General features: G+C 66.8%; 17 protein-coding genes and 1 tRNA gene. 12 read left to right on the top strand and 6 right to left on the bottom strand.

Translation table 11 applies throughout. From position 1 onward, the window contains the following. Positions 1-8 precede the first annotated feature (8 nt). The 5 genes from ACOGJB_RS11710 to rpmH are packed head-to-tail and all read right to left on the bottom strand — an operon-like array spanning position 9 to position 2,418. Positions 9-377 (bottom strand): Jag N-terminal domain-containing protein, encoded by a 369-nt coding sequence (locus tag ACOGJB_RS11710; RefSeq protein WP_419837308.1) that lies wholly within the window; start codon positions 375-377, stop codon positions 9-11. A 40-nt stretch (positions 378-417) separates the two neighbouring features. After that, the gene (locus tag ACOGJB_RS11705) at positions 418-1,647 is read right to left on the bottom strand and encodes a YidC/Oxa1 family membrane protein insertase (protein ID WP_419837307.1); all 1,230 of its coding nucleotides are present in this window, start codon (positions 1,645-1,647) and stop codon (positions 418-420) included. Further along, the gene (gene yidD, locus ACOGJB_RS11700) at positions 1,647-1,943 is read right to left on the bottom strand and encodes a membrane protein insertion efficiency factor YidD (RefSeq protein WP_419837306.1); all 297 of its coding nucleotides are present in this window, start codon (positions 1,941-1,943) and stop codon (positions 1,647-1,649) included. Before yidD ends, ACOGJB_RS11705 begins: the two co-directional genes overlap by 1 nt. Further along, positions 1,940-2,284 carry a ribonuclease P protein component gene (rnpA, locus tag ACOGJB_RS11695; RefSeq protein ID WP_419840727.1) on the bottom strand — a complete coding sequence of 115 codons (345 nt, stop codon included), beginning with the start codon at positions 2,282-2,284 and terminating at the stop codon, positions 1,940-1,942. Before rnpA ends, yidD begins: the two co-directional genes overlap by 4 nt. Then, positions 2,284-2,418, bottom strand: coding sequence for a 50S ribosomal protein L34 (rpmH, locus tag ACOGJB_RS11690; protein WP_419840726.1), 135 nt, complete (start codon positions 2,416-2,418; stop codon positions 2,284-2,286). Before rpmH ends, rnpA begins: the two co-directional genes overlap by 1 nt. Positions 2,419-2,856: 438 nt before the next feature. Between rpmH and dnaA the strand changes: the two genes are divergently transcribed. The 11 genes from dnaA (at position 2,857) to ACOGJB_RS11635 (ending at position 14,470) form a co-directional block, all read left to right on the top strand. Then, entirely contained in the window at positions 2,857-4,461 is a 1,605-nt protein-coding gene (dnaA, locus tag ACOGJB_RS11685; protein ID WP_419837305.1) for a chromosomal replication initiator protein DnaA, read from the top strand. Positions 4,462-4,786: 325 nt separating this feature from the next. Next, positions 4,787-5,896: a DNA polymerase III subunit beta gene (gene dnaN / locus ACOGJB_RS11680; RefSeq protein ID WP_419837304.1), complete on the top strand. Its 1,110-nt coding sequence runs from the start codon at positions 4,787-4,789 to the stop codon at positions 5,894-5,896. Continuing rightward, positions 5,893-6,975: a DNA replication/repair protein RecF gene (gene recF, locus ACOGJB_RS11675; RefSeq protein WP_419837303.1), complete on the top strand. Its 1,083-nt coding sequence runs from the start codon at positions 5,893-5,895 to the stop codon at positions 6,973-6,975. The genes dnaN and recF overlap by 4 nt, the downstream gene beginning before the upstream one ends. 74 nt (positions 6,976-7,049) lie before the next feature. Further along, positions 7,050-7,370, top strand: a complete 321-nt coding sequence (locus ACOGJB_RS11670) for a DciA family protein (RefSeq protein WP_419837302.1) — start codon at positions 7,050-7,052, stop codon at positions 7,368-7,370. A gap of 117 nt (positions 7,371-7,487) precedes the next feature. Continuing rightward, complete coding sequence (locus tag ACOGJB_RS11665) at positions 7,488-9,461, top strand: DNA topoisomerase subunit B (RefSeq protein WP_419840725.1); 1,974 nt, start codon at positions 7,488-7,490, stop codon at positions 9,459-9,461. A 33-nt stretch (positions 9,462-9,494) separates the two neighbouring features. Beyond that, a complete protein-coding gene (gene gyrA, locus ACOGJB_RS11660) occupies positions 9,495-12,059 on the top strand; it encodes a DNA gyrase subunit A (RefSeq protein WP_419837301.1) in 2,565 nt (854 codons plus the stop codon). A 9-nt stretch (positions 12,060-12,068) separates the two neighbouring features. Then, positions 12,069-12,488: a pilus assembly protein TadG-related protein gene (locus ACOGJB_RS11655; RefSeq protein WP_419837300.1), complete on the top strand. Its 420-nt coding sequence runs from the start codon at positions 12,069-12,071 to the stop codon at positions 12,486-12,488. Positions 12,489-12,505: 17 nt separating this feature from the next. Next, positions 12,506-13,129, top strand: coding sequence for a DUF3566 domain-containing protein (locus tag ACOGJB_RS11650; protein WP_419837299.1), 624 nt, complete (start codon positions 12,506-12,508; stop codon positions 13,127-13,129). 99 nt (positions 13,130-13,228) lie between these two features. Continuing rightward, a tRNA-Ile gene (locus tag ACOGJB_RS11645) sits at positions 13,229-13,302 on the top strand. 20 nt (positions 13,303-13,322) lie between these two features. Beyond that, the gene (locus ACOGJB_RS11640; RefSeq protein ID WP_419837298.1) at positions 13,323-13,463 is read left to right on the top strand and encodes a hypothetical protein; all 141 of its coding nucleotides are present in this window, start codon (positions 13,323-13,325) and stop codon (positions 13,461-13,463) included. A gap of 20 nt (positions 13,464-13,483) precedes the next feature. Beyond that, positions 13,484-14,470 (top strand): NAD(P)-binding domain-containing protein, encoded by a 987-nt coding sequence (locus tag ACOGJB_RS11635; RefSeq protein ID WP_419837297.1) that lies wholly within the window; start codon positions 13,484-13,486, stop codon positions 14,468-14,470. Between the two features lie 26 nt (positions 14,471-14,496). Here the strand turns inward: ACOGJB_RS11635 and ACOGJB_RS11630 are convergent, their stop codons facing one another. Continuing rightward, the gene (locus tag ACOGJB_RS11630) at positions 14,497-15,234 is read right to left on the bottom strand and encodes a maleylpyruvate isomerase family mycothiol-dependent enzyme (RefSeq protein WP_419837296.1); all 738 of its coding nucleotides are present in this window, start codon (positions 15,232-15,234) and stop codon (positions 14,497-14,499) included. Between ACOGJB_RS11630 and lgt the strand changes: the two genes are divergently transcribed. Next, a complete protein-coding gene (lgt, locus tag ACOGJB_RS11625; protein ID WP_419837295.1) occupies positions 15,233-16,180 on the top strand; it encodes a prolipoprotein diacylglyceryl transferase in 948 nt (315 codons plus the stop codon). The genes ACOGJB_RS11630 and lgt overlap by 2 nt on opposite strands. The last annotated feature ends 32 nt before the right edge of the window (positions 16,181-16,212 follow it).

Raw genomic sequence — 16,212 nt, 5'->3', positions numbered from 1 at the left:
CATCCAGCTCAGGAATTTGACCCTGACGGCTTTGGCGCGCCAGCGCGTCCCGAAGACCGGGAGCGACGACGGCCGGTCCGGCCGCCTCGGTTCTGGCCCTGGCCTGCGCCCTTGCCTCGCTGCCCCTTGCGCTGCCCGCCACCGGATCGCCGACGAGAACGTCGACGATCCCGTCGCTGGTCGCCTACTCGCGGCGGCGGACCGGTCGGGCGGACTCGCACGCGCACACGAGCAGGGTGGTGCCGGAGCCCCCACCGTGAACGGGCCGGTTCAGCGAGGATCTCTATGTCCGCGTCTTCGGCCGCCACCGAAAGCGCATCGAGGGCACGATCCCGTGCTTCGGTGACGGTGTTGCCGGTCACCACGATCCACTCCATGATCGAGCGCCCTAATTCTCCACAGCAGTCGCCGGCACGCTCATCGTTTGCGGCGATTACGGGTCTTGCCGTCACCTGAGGTGCGACGACTCTGGATCGGCCTGGTCTCTGGCTCCGGCTCGGCACGCCTGCGCTTGCGGCCTCGCCCCCCGGTCTGATCCCGACTCGACGATCTCGCGCCACGACGCGCGCGCTTGCGAGCGTCGTCCACTCGTTCACCCGACGAGCGCGTCCGGCGCACTGCTGGCGGTTCCACAGGCTCGGTCGGGGCCGGCTGCGGGGCAGGCTCGCTCGCGGGGTCTCGTGAGACTGCCCGACGCTCCGTGCTGCGGCGCTCACGCTCAGCCCGGCGCGCCGCTTCGGCGTCGAGTGCCTTGCGTGAGCGCTGATTCGGCACCTGGCGCGGCGCCTCGGGCTCAGGCTCGGGGACTGTCTCGGCTTCGATGACGCCGCCGGCGGAATTGCTCTCCACCAGCGGTTTCGGCGGCTTCATCGTGGCATGGATGAAGGCCTGGGTCAGCATCCGGTAGATGCTGGACACGATGAAGTAGGGCACCAGTGCTGCGGGCACGAAGAAGCTGAAGACCGGCAGCATGAAGGGCAGGTACTTCATCATGATTTCCATCTGGCGATTCGGCATGGCCGAATTGCCACGCCGCCTCGCCATCTGGCGTTGCTGGAGCCAAGCCAACACGAAGGTGACTCCCACCAGCGCCAGATACGGCAAGCCATCGACAAAATCTGCTTGCACCACTTCTCGGGCCGACTGGGCCAGGTCCATGCCGAGCGACCGCATCTCGCCGAAGCCATCGGAGATCGCGGCGACGAGGTCGTCGAAGAGGCCCGTGTCTTGGCTGAGATTGCGCGGATAGCTGTCCGGATTGCTCGGATCGTTATAGAAGTGCGGGCTGTCCGGCGTGACGCGCAGGTTCAGGATCACCCGGTACAGCACTATGAAGATCGGAATCTGCACCAGATTCGGCAAGCACCCGCCCAAGGGGCTCACCCCGTTGGACTGGTACAGCTTCATCATCTCTTCGTTGAGCTTCTGGCGGTCGCCGCCGTGTTGCTTGCGCAGCTGCGTCATCTCCGGCTGCAGCGCCTGCATCTTGGTCATCGACCGGGCGCCCTTCAGCGTGAGCGGCGTGAACAGCAGCATGATCGCCAGCGTCAGCATGCAGATGGCGAACGTGTAGTCAGGCACCAATGAGTAGAACCACGCCAACACGGCGGCGAGGCCGTCAAATATCGGATCAGCCCAAGCGAACATCAGTGCTTCCCAGGTTCAGGCGCGGCGAGCACACTTCCAGCCGCATGTCCAGCTCCGTAGATCCGGTCGCTGCGCTCCGGCACCGGGTCGTAGCCCCAGCCGCCCCAGGGGTGGCAACGGCAGATGCGCCGCAGGGCCAGCCAGCCTCCGCGTGCCGCACCCCAGGTTCGTACGGCGTCCAGTACGTACTGCGAGCACGTCGGATCAAACCGGCACGACGGCAACCGCGAGCGGGGGAGCGCTCGATACAGCTTGACCGCGCCGATCAGTGCCCGTCCGACAGGTCCAGATCTCATGCCTGCGGGCTCTTCGGGCTGTTCAGCGCCCCTGCCGCCGAGAGCAGCTCCAGCAATTCGGCTCGCGTTCGCCGGTAAGTCACCGGTGGTGCCGCTGCTCGCGCGCCGACGAGGTAACGACCAGGTGCCAAATCGTCCGCGAACTCGCGGAAGATCGCTCTCAAGCGCCTGCGAATCCGATTGCGCACCACTGCTGTTCCCAGATGGCGGCTGAGCGCGAACGCCACACGCGGCCGCTGCAAGCCGCGGTCGGCCGCGAAGGCCATCCACAGCAGCTCGCTGTCGAATCGACGACCGCGGCGCAGCGCTGCGAAGTCGGCCCTGCTGCGGCACGAATCGATCAGGCGCTCAGCCGTTGCCGGCCCTTGCGTCGGCGAGAGTTCACAATCGCCCTGCCTGCGCGGGTGGACATGCGATGGCGAAAGCCGTGCCGGCGTGCCCGTCTGCGGTTGTGTGGTTGAAATGTGCGCTTCACGCTGCAGCCTCCTGGAGGGTTCAGGCCGCGGGCAGTTCCGCGAATTGCGGTGCGACGGCCGGAGCGTGCCCGGACCTTGGCCCGAGAGCACCAACAGCCTAGGGGCGCTGTTGCGGGGCGGCACCGGGGTTCGGTGCCGTCGGCGCGTCTGTCTGGGCGCGCGTATTTCGCGCGCGACGGGCGCACACCACCCGCGCGCAATCGCTCGCGTCAATGCAGCACTTCTCGATGGCATCCGCCGGTTATGCGGGCGTTTTGCGCCTGTCGGCGTACTGTCGAACGCCCGTCGACTCCCGCTTGGCAGAGGTCCATGAAGACCCGCTTGCGACAGGGGGAGCGCGGCCATAGGTTCAGATCACCGGATGCCGCTTGGTTACTCGAAGGCGAACAACGCGTTCCTTGGACACACATCGGCCGCAGGCGAACGAGGTTGTCGTAGTGAGTTCTCCGCAGGCGGAATCCGCAGTCGGCGGACCCCACGGCCAACACGAGATTTCGGCATCATCGGAATCATTCGAGGTCCCTCAGGTGACCTCGCGGGCTGGGGCGGCGGCCGAAAGGACACGCGCAAACACCGACGAGCTGTGGTCGCAATGCCGCGAGATCCTGCGCACCACGGTGTCCGACGCGCTGTGGCTGGGTTACTTCCGGCACCTGCAAGCGCTGCACATCGACGGCGAGCTTGCCGTGCTGATCGCGCCGAGCAACATGATCCGCGATCGCATCCAGAGGCGATACATCCCCATGCTGCACGCCGCCTTCGAGCAGCTGCCCGTACGCCCGCAGACCTACGAGATCGAGACCCGTTCCGAGCTCGACAGCGCCGACGGCACCGGTGCCCAGCCGCACGACCTTGACGCCGTCGTCAACTACGACGATGCCCCACTCAGCAATGACGCCGAGGCATGGCACCCAGCCGCCGGCGCGGCCCAGGCGCCGCCGGCCGGCGCCTCCGCAGCAACAGAAGCAACAGAGACAGCCGCCGCCTCACCCGAGGTCACCACGCCGTCGCGCCGGGTCTCCGGCGTCGACATCACCAACCCCCGGTACACCTTTGAGAGCTTCGTCACCGGCAGCAGCAACCGGTTCGCCCAGGCCGCTGCGCTCGCGGTCGCCGAAACGCCAGGCGTTGCTTACAACCCGCTTTTCATTCACGGAAGCACGGGGCTCGGCAAGACCCATTTGCTCCAGGCCATAGTGAACTTTCTGCGATCCACGCTGCCGGAGCACCGCGTGCGGTACGTCTCCACCGAGACGTTCCTCTCGGAGTTCATCGAGGCCATCCGCACGAACACCACGCCGGCGTTCAAGCGGCGCTACCGCGAACTCGACGTCTTGCTGCTCGACGACATCCAGTTCATGGAGGGCAAAGAAGGCTTACAGGAAGAGCTGTTCCATACCTTCAACTCGCTGCACGTCGCGGGCCGGCAGATCGTCATCTCCTCAGACCGCCCGCCCCGCAGCATCGCCACGCTGTCGGATCGACTGCGCAGCCGCTTCGAGTGGGGCCTGATTACCGACATCCAGCCACCCGATCTGGAGACCCGGGTGGCCATCCTGCGCAAGAAGACCGAGCACGGCCATGTGCCCGACGAGGTGCTCGAGCACATCGCCCACATCATCACAAACAACATCCGTGAACTCGAGGGTGCGCTGGTGCGGGTCACGGCGTACGCCAGCCTCACGCGCAGTCCGGTCACGCTTGAGATGGCCCAGCAGATTCTCAGCGATGTCCGCGAGCCGCAGGAGAAGCCGATCACTACCGACCGGATCTTGCAGATAACTTCCGACATGTTCGGTTACAGCATCAGCCAGCTCACCAGCCAGGGCCGCCAGCAAGGCCTCGTGAAGGCCCGCCAGATCAGCATGTACGTCATGAGGGAACTCACCGACTTGAGCTATCCCGCCATCGCCAGCGTCTTCGGCGGCCGCGATCACACCACCGTGATGCACGCTGTCAAGAAGATCAACCGTCTCCTGCCTGCAGAGCGCAAGGTGTACGACCAAGTCGCCCAGCTGATCGCTCACGTCCGGGCTGCTTGAGGCCGACTCGACGGCTGCTGTCCGCTGTGCGGTCGGTGGCTGGATCTAGGGTGTCTCCACACGCTGTGGACAACGAGTGGAAAAGTTCTCGACAAACCTCGGGAAAAGTTGCGATTATCCACCGCGGAGACGGCGACGCGAGACAACGGAGGGTGTAGCTGTGGACGCGGCAAGTAAGACTGTTGACGGCTTTCGTTGGGCTGATCTGCGACAACGGCCGGTCATCCACAATCCACAGCCCCTACAACCACTATTGATTAACTATCAACCGTCTCTTTGAGGATTGTCCGTCTCATCGGTTCGGTATGGCCAAGGAGAACCGCCTGTGAAATTGCGCATTGAACGAGACGCATTGGTCGAACAGCTGGCCTTGGCCAGTCGAGGGGTCAATGCGCGCGGTGGCGGCCTGTTCGTGCTGACCGGCTTGCATCTGCGTGCCGATGAGGAAGGTCTCGCTGTCACTGGCACCGATCTCGACCTGACGGTGCGCACGCGTCTGCGCACCGCGGTGGAGGCACCTGGAGAGACCGTCGTGCCAGCTCGACTGCTGACTGATATCGCGCGTGCTCTGCCGCCGGGCGAGGTCGATCTGCAGGTGACCGATGACGAGGCCCAGATCACGAGCGCACGAGCGCAATTCTCGGTGCGGACCCTGCCGACTGCCGACTTCCCGACTTTGCCCCAGCCCGCCGGAGACGATGTCACGGTGCCTGCTGTCGATCTCGCGCAGGCCTTCCGTCAGGTCGTCCGCGCGGCAAGCTCCGATGACGCCCGCCCGATCCTGACCGGCGTGCTCATGGCCGCCCGCGGCGATGGTCTGCGCTTGGTAGCCACCGATTCCTATCGCCTCGCCTTGCGAGACCTGCCCGAGGCACAGGTGCTCGGGCCGGGCCAGCAAGTGCTCGTGCCCTCGCGGGCGCTTGAGGAGCTGGGCCGGATCCTCGACCCGACCAAAGACGTCACCATGCGCTTGGGGGAACGGGAAGTCACCTTCGAGGTCACCGACGATTCTGCCTCCGCGCAGGTGACCTGCCGCCTCATCGCTGGCGACTTCCCCAGCTACGAACCGCTGATTCCCGACTCTCACGACAACCGCCTCGAGGTGGACCGCGGCGCGTTGCTCGACGGCGCCCGCCGGCTCCGGTTGCTGGCCCGCGACACGAATGCACCCCTGCGCATGGAGTTGCGCGCTGACAGCATCGAACTTACGGTCATCAGCCAGGACGTGGGCAGCGCGAGCGAAGAAATCGATGCTGCTTATGAGGGAGAGCCCACCACCGTGGCGTTCAATCCCGACTACCTCATCGAAGGCCTCGAGGCGGCCAGCGGCGACACCGTCGAGCTTGTGCGGCTCGATGCGCTGAAGCCTGCGGTGCTGCGGATGCCTGGGCAGGGCGACTTCTTGTACCTGCTGATGCCCGTGCGGGTGTCGTGATCGTTGCTTGGCTGAGCATCGAGAACTTTCGTAATCACCGGGCGACGAAACTGTCGCTCGACGCGCAACGGACGCTCGTGGTCGGTCCGAACGGGCATGGCAAGACCAACCTGCTCGAGGCGATCGCCCTGCTGGACGGTTCGGGCTCGTTCCGCGGGGCGAACGCGGAGACGCTCGTGCGCTCCGGCTGCGAGCGGGCCTTCGTGCGTGCCGAGGTCCGGCGGGATCGCCGGGCGCACCTGGTGGAGATGGAGATTGCTGCAGGCGGTCGATCTCGTGCCCAGTTGAACGGACAGCGGGTGCGCTCACTGCGCGACCTTGCCGAGGTCGTCAGCACCGTGGTGTTCTGCCCCGCAGACCTGTCGATCGCAGCGGGCGCACCGTCGGTGCGCCGCGAGCTGCTCGACAGCGTGCTGACCGTCACCGACCGCGAGTACCGAGCGACGCGGCTTGACTTCGAGCGGATCCTGCGGCAGCGCAACAATCTCTTGAAGCAGGCTGGTCACCGTCCCGACGCCGAGGCCATGACGACCCTCGATGTGTGGGACGCGCAGCTCGCGACCACCGGCGAGGTCATTGCACGCCGGCGCGAGGCCCTGTGTTCGGCGTTGACAGCGCCGGCGGGGGCTGCCTACGACCAGCTCGCGGGCTCTGCCGCGGATCTGCGTCTGTCCTACGCAGCCGAGTGGCGCCATCACACGCTCGCTGAAGCGTTGGCGCACGCTCGGCGCGACGATCTGCGGCGCGGCACGACAACCGTGGGCCCGCACCGAGACGACATGACGATCTGCCTCGATGGCCTGCCGGCGCGCACGCACGCTTCCCAAGGCGAGCAGCGCAGCATCGCCCTGGCGTTGAGACTGGCGCAGCATCGCTGCACAGCCCAGATCAGCCAGGTCGAGCCGCTTGTCTTGCTAGACGACGTGTTCTCCGAACTCGATGAGGGCAGGGCCCTCCGGCTCGTCGGCTGCCTTCCTGGCGCGCAGATCGTGGTGACCTCGGCTACCGGACATGTGCCGCCTGGGATCGAAGGGCACAGCCACGTCCACATTCGCGACGGCGAAGTGGTGCCCGCGTAACGCTGAGCGGCTGGGCGCCGAGCCTGAGCTGTCCGCGCGCCCTGTGAGGTCGGGCGTGCGAGCATGTTGACCCGATGAACAGACGCCGTCGCACAACGGGTGGCCGCGAGCCACGGCCGATCAGTGATTCGATCCAGGCGGTCACCGCCGGCTTCGGTTCTCGAGGTCGCGCGATGGACCTCAACGAGCGTTGGACCGAGGCGGTCGGCGAGGCGATAGCGGCTCACTCACAGCCCGAGCGGCTCGACGCCGGCCGGCTGACCGTCGTGGTAGACGACCCTGCCTGGGCGACAGAGTTGCGCTATCACTCCAGCCGGATTCTGGCCGCGTTGAACGCCGAATCGGGTGCCGCAACGATCGCTGAGCTCCGCTTGCGCGTGCAACCTGGGACTTGATTCAGAAAAGTGCTGTTGACCTGCGGTTATAGCACTCTGCGAACGACTGATCCTGCGCCGAGAAAGGCTCACTCTCCAGTAGACTGATGAGCCGTGACCGATACCGCCCTGGCACCCATTTCAGCGGCAGGAGCGGAAGGCGCAGACACATCTGGCAACACCGTCGTCGGCGACTACAACGCCGATGCCATCACCGTGCTCGAAGGCCTCGAGCCAGTGCGTGAGCGACCAGGCATGTTCATCGGTTCGACGGGTCCAGCCGGGCTGCACCACCTCGTGTACGAGGTGGTCGACAACGCCGTTGATGAAGCCATGGCAGGGCACTGCAGCTCGATCGAGGTGACCTTGCGGGCCGACGGCATGTGCAGCGTGACCGACAACGGCCGCGGCATTCCTGTCGAAGCCCATCCGCAGTATCCCGACAAGTCGGCGGCCGAAGTCGTCCTCACGGTGCTCCACGCCGGCGGCAAGTTCGGCGGCGCCGGCTACAAGGTGTCCGGCGGGCTGCACGGCGTCGGCGTGTCGGTGGTGAACGCCTTGTCGTGCGAGCTGGAAGCGATCATCGACCGTGAAGGCCGTCGCTGGAAGCTGCAGTTCCGTGACGGTGGCGAGCCCGTTGGCGATCTGACCGATACCGGCCCATCACCCGATGAGAACACCGGCACCACCATCACGTTCAAGCCCGACCCGACCGTGTTCGACCAGGTCGAGTTCCGCGCCCAGACGCTGACCGAGCGGCTGCAGATGATGGCGTTCCTGAACGCTGGCCTGCGTATCGGCTTCATCGACGAGCGCCGGTCCGAGCCGGTCCGCCACGAGTACTGCTACCCGGGTGGCATTCGCGACTTCGTACGGCACCTCAACGAGACCTCCGAGACGCTGTTCGACGACGTCGGCTATCTCACCGCTGTCGAAGACGGCGACGAGGTGGAGATCGCCTTCCAGTGGAACACCGGCTTCAACACCGACGGCATCCACAGCTTCGCGAACGGCATCAACACCATCGAGGGCGGTATGCACACCGAGGGGTTCCGCTCGGCGCTGACCTCGGCAGTGAACGCCTACGCCAAGGATCGCAAGATGCTGCGACCCGACGACGGCAACCTGCAGGGCGATGACATCCGTGAGGGCCTCACCGCGGTGGTGAGCGTCCGCATGGAATCACCGCAGTTCGAAGGCCAGACCAAGGCCAAGCTGGGCAACACCGCCATGCGCAGCCTGGTGCAGAAGTCGGCCTACAGCGGCTTGGGCGAATGGCTCGAGGAGCACCCCAGCGAAGCCAAGCTGGTCCTTGGCAAGGCCGTCGACGCCCGCCGGGCCCGCGTCGCCGCGCAGAAGGCCCGCAATACCGTCCGCAAGTCGGCACTCGGGGGTGCTGGCCTGCCCGGCAAGCTCACCGACTGCTCGTCGGGCGACCCCGCCGAGTCAGAGCTGTACATCGTGGAGGGCGATTCAGCGGGGGGATCGGCCAAGGAGGCCCGCGATCCCGCCACCATGGCGATCCTGCCCATCCGGGGCAAGATTCTCAACGTCCAGCGCAGCCGGCCCGAGCGCATCTTCGACAACAACGAGATCGGAGCGCTCATCTCGGCGATCGGCGCAGGTGTCGACGGTGCGACCGGCGAGGGGGGCTTCGACGTCGCCAAGGTGCGCTATCACAAGGTGATCCTGCTGTGCGATGCCGACGTCGACGGCAGCCACATCCGCACCCTGCTGCTGACGTTCTTCTTCCATCGCATGCGTGCGCTGCTGTCGGGGGGCTGCGTATACATCGCTCAGCCGCCGCTGTACTCCACCAAGGTCGGCACAGACTCCGTCTACCTCAAGGACGACCGAGCAAAGGCAGCGTTCCTCGAACAGCGGCCCAACCACCGCAACGAATTCCAGCGCCTCAAGGGCCTCGGCGAGATGGATGCCCAAGAGTTGTGGGACACCACCATGGATCCGGCCAGCCGGACCTTGCTTCGTGTCACGCTCGAAGAGGCCGCCACGGCCGATCTCATCTTCAGCATCCTCATGGGCGACGACGTGGACGCCCGCCGGGGCTTCATCCAGAACAACGCCAGCGACGTCCGCTTCCTCGACGTCTGAGCTGACGGTCAGACGGATCCGGCCCGGAGCGACATGAGCAACGACGAACCCGACACCGGCCCGTCCCCCGGGAGCGGCGCCGTCGGCGTGGTGGATGTCGAGATCCAGACCGAGATGGAGCAGTCGTTCCTCGACTACGCCATGTCGGTCATCACCTCGCGGGCGCTGCCCGATGCCCGTGACGGCCTCAAGCCGGTGCATCGTCGGATCCTGTGGTCGATGTTCGACACCGGCCTGCGCCCAGACCGTCCGCACAAGAAGTGCGCCACCGTGGTCGGCGACGTCATCGCCAACTACCACCCCCACGGCGACGGATCGATCTACGACGCGCTGGTGCGGATGGGCCAGTCATTCAGCCTGGCCAACACCCTGATCGACCCGCACGGCAACTTCGGCTCGCCGTCTGACCCGCCGGCCGCCTACCGCTACACCGAGTGCCGGTTGACCAATTTGGCCATGACGATGGCCGAGGGCATCGACGAGGAGACGGTGGATTTCGCCTCCAACTTCGACGGTTCCCGTACCGAGCCGATGGTGATGCCGTCTCGCTTTCCGAACCTGCTGGTCAATGGCAGCCAGGGCATCGCGGTGGGCATGGCCACCAACATCCCCACGCACAACCTCGGCGAGATCATCGACGCCACGATCCATCTCATCTCCCATCCCGAGGCCACCGTCGAAGACCTGATGGAGTTCGTGCGAGGGCCCGACTTTCCCACCGGCGCGCGGATGCTTGGGCGCGCCGGCGCTCGTGCAGCTCTGACGACTGGCCGTGGCTCGGTGAAGCTGCGGGCTCGAGCCGAGATCGTCGAGCACCGAAAGCGGACAAGCATCGTGGTTACCGAGATCCCCTACCAGACCTCGATCGAGAACATCGAGCGCAAGATTGCCGACGCGGTGAATCGCAAGGTCATCGAGGGCATCACCGAGTTGCGCAACGAGTCGGCCAAGGGCGTCACCCGTTTCGTGATCGAGCTGCGGGCCTCGGCGCCGGCGAACGTGGTGCTCAACAACCTGTGGAAGCACACGCCGCTGCAGTCGAGCTTTGCCGTGAACATGGTGGCGCTGGTCGACGGTGTGCCCCGCACGCTCAATCTCAGAGATGCCCTGGTCGCTTACGTCGATCACCAGATCGAGGTGGTCACGCGGCGCAGCCAGTACCGGCTCGACCAGGCCCGAGCCCGGGCACACATCGTGGAAGGCCTGCTGCGCGCGCTCGACCTGATCGACGAGATCATCGCCTTGATCCGCGCCAGCGAAGATCGGGCGGCGGCGCTGGAAGGCCTGTGCGCGGCACCGATGTCGTTCAGCGCTGAGCAGGCCAATCACATTTTGGACATGCAGCTCAGCCGTCTGACCCGGCTGGGCCGCACACGGCTGAGTGACGAGTTGGCTGAGTTGACGCAGGTGATCGTCGAGCTCGAAGCAATCCTGGGCGACGACGTACGGCTGCGGCAGGTCATCGTCGATGAGTTGAGCGCGCTGCGCGCCGACCATGCCATGCCTCGGCGCACCGAGATTGTCACTGATCCCGGCGAGATGGACGCGGAAGATCTCATCGAGGACGAACCACTGGTGGTGACCTTCACCCGCGAGGGCTACGTGAAGGCCACGTCGCCCGACATGTTCCGCACCCAGGGCCGCGGCGGTCGCGGCGTGCAGGGTGCGCGGCTCAAAGACGACGACGTGGTGGTCCGCGTCCTGCTGACGACGGCGCACGCTTGGCTGCTGTGCTTCACCAACCGCGGCCGGGTACACCGGCTGAAGGCCTACGAGGTGCCGCTCACCAACCGCACCGCGCGGGGCACGGCACTGGTGAACTTGCTGCAGCTCGCCCCCGACGAGCGAGTCGAAACGGTGGTGGAAGCCCGGGAATTCCCTGCTGACCGGTACCTGATGTTCATTACCCGGCAAGGACTCGCCAAGAAGACGCCGATCAGTGCCTACGAGAACATCCGCTCGAACGGCTTGATCGCTCTGAGTCTGCGGGACGGTGACGAGCTGGTACGGGTGCTCGAGACCTCCGGTGACGACGACGTGCTCGTCGTGTCCCGTGATGGTCGCGCCATCCGATTCTCCGAGAGCGAAGTGCGCTCGATGGGCCGCACCGCCGCGGGCGTGCGGGCGATGCGGCCGCGCAAGGGCGACACCGTGGCCGCCGCGGACGTACTTCACCCCAACGAGGCACGAGACTTGCTCCTGGTAACGAGCGGTGGTGCTGCCAAGCGGACGTCCGACGAGGAGTTTGGGCGCAAGGGACGCGGGGGCTTGGGTGTGATCGCAGTGAGACTGCCCGGCGCCGACACCCAGGTCGTGGGGGCTCGTCTTGTGGACGCAGACGACGAGGTGCTGCTGGTGTCGTCGAGTGGCGTGTTGATCCGCACACGAGTCTCCGACATCTCGCGCCAGAGCCGCACGGCCTCCGGCGTGCGGGCGATGGCCCTTGAGGAAGGCGAGCAGGTCGTGGCAATCGCGCCGGTCGAGCTGCCGGACATTCCCGACGCCGACGCATCCGATGAAGCAGGCGCCAGCGAAGCCGAAGACGGCGACGGCACAGTCCGCGAAAACTCTGCAGGCGAGGCGAGTCCGACGTCATAGCGTCAGCCAATGCCGACAGATACGGCACCGGTGACACCGGCGACATCGGCGATACCGAGCCAGCGCGGGCAGGCGGCGCTGCCGGTGGCGCTCATGGCTCTGGCGTTGCTCATCAGCGTGGGGTTGGTGGCGCGCTGGGGTCAGGCGGCGCTTGCAAGCTCACGGGCGCAGGCCGCAGCCGACGCGGCCGCGCTGGCAACGCTCGCAGCAGCCGACCTGCATGCCATCGCCGAAGGTGTGCCGCCGGACAGTTCCGTGGCGTTGTCTGCGGTGAGGAATGCGGGCGGGTCGCTGCTCGCCTTCGAATCGCACGTCAACAGCAGCGAAGTGTTGGTGGAAGTCGTCGCAGAGGTCGACGGTCAGCGCGCTTCGGCGGCGGCGGCGTCACTGCTACCGGTTTCGGGGGCGAACGGGCGGCCTGGCGGCTGACTCCTACACTGCGAAGCGTGGCCGATCCGACATCCGGTCAGGGGCCGCCGTCGCCGGAGCAAAGCGGACCGACTCCCACCGACGAGCTGTTCGCGGAAGCGTTGGGCATCACCCCGGCGAGCCGCGCGCCCGTCCCGCCCCAGATCCTGCCCGCGCCGCCGCACGCAGCACAGGCGCCGCCGCCCCACCTGCCACCCGGCCAGCAGGCGCCGCTGCCCCACGATCCGCAAGCCCTGCCGGCGCGATGGGCATGGCTGAGCCAGCGTCGGGCCCGGGTGCGCCGAACGCACCGGATCCTGCGCCATATCGACCCTTGGTCGGTCTTCAAGGTGTCGGTGCTACTGTACGCCTGCCTGTATGTGGCTGTGCTGGCGGCCGGGGTGCTGCTGTGGAACGCGGCCCAGCGGTCAGGCCTGGTCGACAAGGTGGAGTCGTTCATCACCGAGGTCGGCTCCTATGAGAGCTGGACGATCGACGGAGCGGTGATCTTCGGGCGTGCCCGGATCGTCGGCCTCATCGTCGCTGTCGTCGGCGTCGCCTTCAACGTGGTGATGGCGATCATGTTCAACCTGATCAGTGATCTCACCGGCGGCGTGCGGGTCACTGTGCTTGAAGACGACCGCCGCCCCCCCGCCCGCTAGACCTCCGAGCCAGCCGCTGCAGATACCAGAGCTTGTGGGAGCGTGCCGTTAGCCGGCTTGGTCGCGGCGGCGGCCTGGCTGTAGTGTGTGCGGCTTCGCGGGGCTATAGCTCAGTCGGTTAGAGCGCACCCCTGATAAGGGTGAGGTCGTTGGTTCGATTCCAGCTAGCCCCACAAGAGGGCCCGCAGCAGTCATGGTGAGCTTCCTTCGCCGTGCCCTGCTCGCGGTCGTCGTCGGCGGGCTGGTCACCATCGTCCTGCGCCTGCGACCCTCCCAAGACGTGCCGCGCCGCGAGGGCAGCTGGCGCGAGCTGTCCGGTCCTGGCTTGCGGTGAGCTGACATGAGCCTGAACCCATGAGCACCGTTGCCGTCATCGGCGCGGGTGCTGTGGGGCAGCGCATCGCCCGGCAGCTTGCGTCGCGGCCCGACGTGGATCGCTTGGTGCTGGGGTCGCGCCACACCTCTCGCCTGCGGGGCCTTGCGTCACAATTGCTCGACGTGGACGTAGAGGTGGTTGAGCCCGGCGCGCTGCCCGAAGCTGACGTGGTGGTGCTGAGCCTGCCGAGCGGGGGCCACGCTGCGCTGGCCGAGAAGGCCCTCGAGCGGCGCTCGCACGTGGTGTCGCTGTCGGGTGCCGTGGCCGACGTCGAGCAATTGCTCGCGATGAACAAGCGGGCCACGAACGCCCGGCGGTCCGTCGTGGTCGGAGCGGGTTTCTCGCCGGGGTACAGCTGCCTGCTGGCGCGTCACGGTGCTGCCCAGTTCGACGTGGTGACCGAGGTGCACATCGCCCGGGTCGGCACTGGTGGTCCCGCCTGCCAGCGCCAGTTGCATCGCGCCCGCACCGGCACTTCGGTCGACTGGCGCGACGGGCAATGGCGTCGCCGACGCGGCGGTTCGGGCCGTGAGCTGGTGTGGTTTCCCGATCCGCTCGGCGCGCATGACTGCTACCGGGCAGCCCTGGCAGATGCGCTGCTGCTCGTGCCCGCCTTCGGTGAGGTCGAACGGGTGACCGCCCGTGTGGCAGGCACCCGGCGCGATCGCCTCACTGCGATGCTGCCGATGCTGCGCCCGCCGCATCCCGAAGGCGGTCCCGGGGGAGTACGCGTCGAGCTGCGCGGCCTGCGAGACGGCCGCCACTGCACCGACGTGCTCGGTGTGATCGATCATCCGAGCGCCGCCGCCGCCGCGGTGGCGGCCACTGCCGCAGGCTGGGCGCTGGCCGAAGAGTTGCCCACCGGCGCTTGGGGGCTGGGAATGCTCGACGACCCGTTGCCTTGGCTCGCAGAGCTGGCCGAGCGCGGAGTCCGCGCTGCCGCCTACGAAGGAGCGCGCCTGTAACGCTTCCGCAGCGGGCGGGCGCAGGGTCAGATCCGTACTTCGCGCTGCCAATCGGCGAGCAGGCTGTCGTCCCCGAACGTCTCGAGCTGTTCGGTGCCACCGCGGCCCCACACGAACAGCAGCAGGCTCTGCGCCGTCCCCCGTGCGGCCACGTCGCACTTGCGATGCGCATGTTCCACCTCGATGCCGCTTTGCGTGCGGGTGATCACCCATTCCCCGTCGGCATCGGTGGCATGCAGGTGAATGGTCTGACCGTTGCCGGCGAAGACGTTTGGCTGGCGCACCGGCAGGAAGAAGTCGAAGAGTTCGTCGATGCCGTCGATGCCTGCAGCGGGTTCGATCGGTGCAGGCGTGGGGTCATAGGCAGCTTGGGCGTCCCAGCGGTGCATCACCGCTTCGTTGGCCATGCGGCGCTGCCAGAAACCGATGGTCTGGTTGTGGGGGTGGAAGCTCCATGACGGCTCGCTGGGGTCGCGGTCGGCGAGCACGTCGGTGATGCGGGCGAGGGCATCGGCGTGCCACTGCGACAGCGAGCCGTCGGGCTGGATGATGGAGTCGCGGTCGACGGGACCGCCGGCTGCGATGCTCGAACCGACGAAGGTCCACACCCCCGCGCAGTGTCCGATCAGACCCTCGAGATCCCACCCAGGGCACCGGGGGATGACGCGCTGCCAGTCGCTGGGGTTGGCCTCGGCCCTGCCGGCGATCTCATTGAGCCGCGCGCCTTCTGTTTCCAGCCACTGTGCGTAGGGTTGCTGCGTCATGGCTGCGGTGTCTCTCTCGTCGGTTGCCGGGGCGCTCGCATCGATCCCGAGCCCGTCGCGCGGCTCTGTCTCGCTCGGCCCACTCGATATTCGAGCTTATGGCGTCGGGATCGGCCTCTCCGTGCTGGTCGCGATGTGGATCACCAGCCGCCGCTGGCGCCGGGCTATCGCGCACCGAGACGATGCGTACCGGGCTCGTGCCAACGATCTCGTCGGCACCATTGCAGTCTGGGCGGTCCCCTCTGGGCTGATTGGCGCCCGGCTTTATCACGTCATCACCGACTTCGATCGCTACCAGGACAACCTCGGCGATGCGGTGAAAATCTGGCAGGGCGGCCTGGGCATCTGGGGCGGCATCTCGGTCGGCGTGCTGGTCGCGGTGTGGTTGCTGCGCCGGGGTGGGCACAGCACCGGCGCGATGCTCGACGCGCTTGCGCCTGCATTGGCGGTGGCCCAGGCCATCGGCCGGCTGGGGAACTGGTTCAACCAAGAGCTCTACGGGCGGCCGACTGACCTGCCGTGGGGGCTCGAGATCGACGAGGCACACCGTGTGGACGGCTACGGCCTCGAAGAGACGTTTCATCCCACGTTTGCGTACGAGGCCCTGTGGAACCTGTGCTTGGCGGCGACGCTCGTGTGGGTGGTGCCCAAGGTGATGCCGCAGTTGCGGACGGGCTACCTGTTTGCGATGTACGTGCTGGGCTACACCGCTGGCCGGCTGTGGATCGAGCTGCTGCGCATCGATGCCGCCAACGAGCTGTGGGGCGTTCGCATCAACGTGTGGACCAGCACCGCGGTCGGCCTTGCAGCTGCAACAGCAATGCTGGTGGGCCTGCGTCGCGGTCCCCATGAGGCGGCCGAGGCCAGCGACTCCGATCCCGCGGCGCCCGATGCTGACACCGGTCTCGGCGACCCGGCAACGACGAGCGCAGAGACGGACGGCTGAATGACAACGAACGGCGCAGGCGGCCGGTGATC

Source organism: Candidatus Poriferisodalis sp., from assembly GCF_965208895.1.
In the GTDB taxonomy this organism is placed as follows: Bacteria; Actinomycetota; Acidimicrobiia; order Acidimicrobiales; family Poriferisodalaceae; genus Poriferisodalis.
The sequence above is the reverse complement of the archived record's forward strand: the minus strand, read 5'-3'. Positions and strand labels throughout refer to the sequence as shown.

Excerpts from the sequence above, each read along its gene's own strand:
- yidD (WP_419837306.1), bottom strand. The coding sequence starts at position 1,943 with ATGAGATCTGGACCTGTCGGACGGGCACTGATCGGCGCGGTCAAGCTG.
- lgt (WP_419837295.1), top strand. The coding sequence starts at position 15,233 with ATGGCTGCGGTGTCTCTCTCGTCGGTTGCCGGGGCGCTCGCATCGATC.
- ACOGJB_RS11640 (WP_419837298.1), top strand. The coding sequence starts at position 13,323 with ATGGTGAGCTTCCTTCGCCGTGCCCTGCTCGCGGTCGTCGTCGGCGGG.
- ACOGJB_RS11655 (WP_419837300.1), top strand. The coding sequence starts at position 12,069 with ATGCCGACAGATACGGCACCGGTGACACCGGCGACATCGGCGATACCG.
- ACOGJB_RS11630 (WP_419837296.1), bottom strand. The coding sequence starts at position 15,234 with ATGACGCAGCAACCCTACGCACAGTGGCTGGAAACAGAAGGCGCGCGG.
- ACOGJB_RS11705 (WP_419837307.1), bottom strand. The coding sequence starts at position 1,647 with ATGTTCGCTTGGGCTGATCCGATATTTGACGGCCTCGCCGCCGTGTTG.
- ACOGJB_RS11710 (WP_419837308.1), bottom strand. The coding sequence starts at position 377 with ATGGAGTGGATCGTGGTGACCGGCAACACCGTCACCGAAGCACGGGAT.
- gyrA (WP_419837301.1), top strand. The coding sequence starts at position 9,495 with ATGAGCAACGACGAACCCGACACCGGCCCGTCCCCCGGGAGCGGCGCC.
- ACOGJB_RS11635 (WP_419837297.1), top strand. The coding sequence starts at position 13,484 with ATGAGCACCGTTGCCGTCATCGGCGCGGGTGCTGTGGGGCAGCGCATC.
- ACOGJB_RS11670 (WP_419837302.1), top strand. The coding sequence starts at position 7,050 with ATGAACAGACGCCGTCGCACAACGGGTGGCCGCGAGCCACGGCCGATC.